The organism is Neptunomonas sp. (genome assembly GCF_041601355.1).
Taxonomy (GTDB): domain Bacteria; phylum Pseudomonadota; class Gammaproteobacteria; order Pseudomonadales; family Balneatricaceae; genus Neptunomonas.
Window position 1 is genome coordinate 1 of the sequence record NZ_JBFIIH010000198.1, and the last position, 4748, is coordinate 4748.

Here is a 4748-nt window from a genome sequence, read left to right on the forward strand (position 1 = left end):
CCTGTTGAATCATAAAGCACGAAATCTTGCCCTGTAAGCCACTTACGTAAACTTTGTTCTTTCTCCTCAAAGAGAGCCAAAATACCTTCATTATTAACTATGGGTATAAATCCATCCGCTTGATTGAATCCATCAAGCCTTGTGTGATTAGTCTTGCTCTGTTGATAAAGAATAGTTTTCAAACTGGCTAATAGTGAATTTAGGGAAAATAAGGAGCTCAAATGAGATTTTGCGTTATTTAAATAATAATAAGTGTTTTTCTCACCCATTAATGTCATTGGAAGGTTAGAGCTGCGCGCAACATTTGGCGGCCATTGCGCTACACCATTAGCTGATTGAATCAAATCAAGAAAATCCACACTCATGATCACTCGCGTAGGTTTTTTCTGTTCCAATAAATTAAGCAGGTATTCTACTTGGGTTGTAACGCCTGCTCCTCTTATCGCGAGGTTATAAACATTCTGCCCGTTAAAATACGGACTTTCAGGATTTAAACCCAACTCAGGACGAGAATTACCTAAAATAATAACGTCTGGTTCAATATGGCGCCATTGATATGCCTTGGTAAGATATATCTTATCTCCGGCCTCTGTTTTATGGCAGTTTAAATTTTCTACGCACTTGTTATGCCAGATTGCGAAAGGATCTACCCCCCAATTAATAGCAGCGACTGATGTCAATAACACAGTCACTGCAACAAAAAATTGCTTTAAATAAGTAACCATGCAACCTCTCAGAACTGGAAATATAAGAAATCGCTGATCTGACCTAAGGTCATGACACCGATAACTAATAAAATTGATAAATAGCTGGCCCATCTTAAAGTAGGTTGCCAGGTAAGCTTACGAAAAACCCCGGGCCCCGGCCAAAAAGCCACACCCGTTTTCGCATCAATATTTGAAAGGGATGGATTATGGTTGCTAAACAGATCCTGAACATTAGGAAGAAAAATAACAACAGGAATGAGTAACAAACACCCGATCCAGGCTTTTACCAATTGAGTGGCGCCACCGTGGTAACCAACAACACCCCAGGATTGCAAGATTTCCCCCACTTCGCCTAGCCGAGCCAAGATAGCAATAGGTAAGGACACGCCATTGATACCTGCCATACCTTGTAAAATATTAACGGCACCATCAAAAGTATTTGCCCGAAAGAACACCCAAGCAATAACAACCACCAGCATAGTAAGCAACCAGGAAACCATCTTATTAAGTTTTAAATAAGTGAATTGCAAACTGTATTGGCGCCAAATATGGTTAATCGCTAAGTAACTACCGTGTAATGCTCCCCAAATAACAAAGTTCCAGCCTGCACCGTGCCATAGACCTCCCAGCAACATAGTGATCATTAAAAAAAGATATCGATTGCGTGAGCCTTTTTGATTACCCCCGAGAGGAATATAAATATAATCCCGGAGAAAACGAGAAAGGGTCATATGCCAGCGACGCCAGAACTCAGAAATTGAACAAGCTTTATAAGGAGAATAAAAATTAAGCGGTAAAACAATACCAAACATACGCGCTAAACCGAGGGCCATGTCTGAATATCCGGAAAAATCAAAATATATCTGAAAGGTATAAGCCAATGCAGCAGACCAGGCAACTAAAAAGTCTGGACTACTACCCGCATCTGCCCCATTGAAAACAGGATTAGCATAAACGGCTATGCCGTCTGCAATAACCGTTTTTTTGAAAAGTCCAATAGCAAAGATACCAATCCCTATCGCCAGGTGATGGCTACTAATGCGAAAAGCGCTAGAGCTTTGAAACTGAGGTAGCATCTCTTTATGGTGGACAATAGGCCCTGCAATAAGCTGCGGGAAAAAAGTCACGAATAATGCATAATGAACAAAACGGTATTCTTCGGTTATTTTTTTATAAGAATCAACAAGATAAGCAATTTGTTGGAAAGTAAAAAACGAAATAGCCAGCGGTAATACAATTTTCTCTATTGACCAATCGCTGCCACTCAACAAAGCAACATTTACTACTAAAAAATTGGCATATTTAAAGTAACCCAACACAGCAAGATTACCTAAGATACCGATTATCAGTAACAATTTACTTTGCTGCTGGTAAATATGCTTGCCAAGGAAATAGTTGCAGAGCATAGACATCAAAATAATCAGCAGATAACTGGGATCCCACCAGCCATAAAAAAACAAAGAGGCTATGACTAGCCATAATATAGCGACTTCATTTCCAAAGCGCCCTGCTATCCGGAAAAAAACAAACAAGGCGATAGGAAGAAAGGCAAAAACAAACTCAGCAGAGTTAAAGAGCATAAGCAAGATCTCTCATCATCAATTCCTTTCGTGATATAAGACTAAAATTATGATTCAATATCAAAAAAAAGAAAAATTACACGTTTTATTTGCGGTCACAACATACTCGGTCGAGCAACACTCCTAGTTTTTTCGAGGCTGATTTTCTGGAGTATTGATTCATTATCTCATCTGAACAAACCGTCCCACCGTTCTCTTCTAAAGCATATATAAAACGCAGAAGTGCAGTTTTAATCGCATCCTTATCGTCTAAGGCCACCACTGTCTTTATGCCAGCGTCTGACAGAGCTTTTGCAGTATCGCCTTGCTTATCTGTCAGCGCAAGAATAGGACGCCTGGCACGAAAATACTCGTACAGTTTAGCTGGAATCTGATGATTACAATTAGAAGCCTGGAAAATCAACAAACCACCTGCTTGCAACATTTCAGACAATGCCTCCCGGTACGGCACTTCAGGGGCCAGTTTCACAACATCGTCAATTTGCGCATCTATCAACAGTGGGCTGTACAGTTCATCGTGGCCGGTCGCTCTAAGCACAATACATACTCGTTGGGCTGACAACTCGCTTTCCGCTTTCAACTCTGCAATAGCCTGAAAAAAGGGTACAGGATCACGTTCAGACGGATACAAGACACCACTATGAATCAGAGTTAAAGGAGTGCCAACTAAATCAGGCTTAGCACTTTGCTGCTGTTCTACTTCCTTGAAGATTTGTTCATTATATCCATTAGGAATAAGACACCATTTATCATCTGAAAGATCAGGATAACGTTGCTTGTAAAGCTCAACGGCACCTGGTGTTGTAAAGACAGCCAGGTCGCAGTTTTCAGCGGCTTTCTTTTCTATCCATTGGTAGACTCGACGACGAATACCTGCGGAAGGAAACACTTCATCCACCATCGAATCACGAAAATCAGCAATCCAGGGCAGGCCGGTTAACCGGTGTAGAGCCCAGCCAATCAAATGAGCCGTCGCTATCGGGTAGGTTGACCAAATAACGGAAGGCTTTTCGTGACGTATCATTCGCCATCCCTTAATGACCGCAAACGGCAACCAACTTATCCAACGGTCAGGCAAAGCCAACCAGTTAAAATAGCGCCCTTTAAACGACAGATGTCGAGCGGTATCCAGGCTAAACGCCCGTTTTACCTTAAGGTTTGCAGGAATATCCTGAAGTTGATCAGAACACGTTGCTGGGTAGGCATTTTCAGAAGCGGTTAAAATCAGTGGTTGCCAACCTGACTCTGGAAGATATCGTGAAAAAGACAAGGTGCGCTGCAAGCCGCTACTAACCTGGACCGGTGGGTAATGATACGCGATCATTAATACGCCTTTCAAAATACACCTCTCAGAGTTTTTGTATCCAGCTTGCTGTCCATACCGTTACCTCATCGCGCCATTCACGCCGTGAAAATGTATGATCAGCACTTTTCAAATCGACTCGTGAAAATCGTTTCTGACTTAATAACTTATGAAATGGCCTGGATGCATTTACCGCATCATCAAATTCTGCGGCCGTCAGGTCTTTTCCACTGATAATCAGCAGCACAGGACCGTGATAAGCTCTCAGAGATGCTTGTAGTTTTTCAGCCAGATTAGCTGTGGTAAACGAATTACCAGCAGACGTATTAGCTATTATTGAGGTTTGACTATCTGACTGGCTAACTGGCTGAATTGCTGATGGCGATCCTGCTTTACCTGCAACCTGTTTAACCTTATCAACCAATGAAGCGATAGAGTCACCAAGGTTAAACTTACCTGTAACCACTTTCTGCCAAAACTGTTTAGATATGAGACGCTGCAGGTAATAGTGCTTTAAAAATGCCTTTGCTTCGCCCTCTTCACTGCGTACCCAGGGATTTAATAACACTAAGCCAGCGACCCGTTTATCATGTGCTGCATAAAAACAAGCGGCCGTAGCTGCATCACACAGCCCCCAGATAACAACATGCTGCATTGCAGGCTGCTTGTTGATAAATGCATCAATCGCGCATCGAATATCCGACTGAATATGCTCAAAACCCTGTAATTCTCCGGAAGAATCCCCCATACCGCGGTAATCGAAACGCATCACAGGAATACCTTGCTCAGCTAACGCACGAGACAGATGAACAAACTGACGATGGCTACCTACACGGTACTGCGGACCACCGACGACAATTAACACACCTTTTTTCGCTCCAGAATCGCCACAATGCAACATCCCGGAAAGCTCATCACCCTGACAATCAAAAAGAAAAGGCTGTTCTGAAGAGTCATTGTTAGATGCCAATGAAACCATAGATCTGGATAAGGGAGTATTTACCTCTGAAAAAGCAGCAGTGGTCCGCTCGATCAATAAAGGGGCAATAGCCAGTTCCTGAGTTGTCCAAAAAGGCTCGCCTTCTATTGCGAAAGCGCGAATATCCAGGCCTTGAGCGTGCAACTCTTCAATCAATTTACGTGAAACCGGCAGTAAAG

General features: G+C 42.5%; 4 protein-coding genes. All 4 read right to left on the reverse strand.

Annotated elements, in window-relative coordinates:
- The coding region (locus tag ABY436_RS18975; RefSeq protein ID WP_372740495.1) for a hypothetical protein at window positions 1-725 on the reverse strand (725 nt) is incomplete at its 3' end.
- An 8-nt stretch (window positions 726-733) separates the two neighbouring features.
- On the reverse strand, window positions 734-2287 hold the full coding sequence (locus tag ABY436_RS18980; RefSeq protein ID WP_372740496.1) for an MBOAT family protein: 1554 nt from the start codon (window positions 2285-2287) through the stop codon (window positions 734-736).
- A gap of 85 nt (window positions 2288-2372) precedes the next feature.
- A complete protein-coding gene (locus ABY436_RS18985) occupies window positions 2373-3611 on the reverse strand; it encodes a glycosyltransferase family 4 protein (RefSeq protein ID WP_372740497.1) in 1239 nt (412 codons plus the stop codon).
- A gap of 25 nt (window positions 3612-3636) precedes the next feature.
- Window positions 3637-4748 (reverse strand): hydrolase 1, exosortase A system-associated (locus ABY436_RS18990; RefSeq protein WP_372740498.1); only part of this gene is annotated, 1112 nt, incomplete at its 5' end.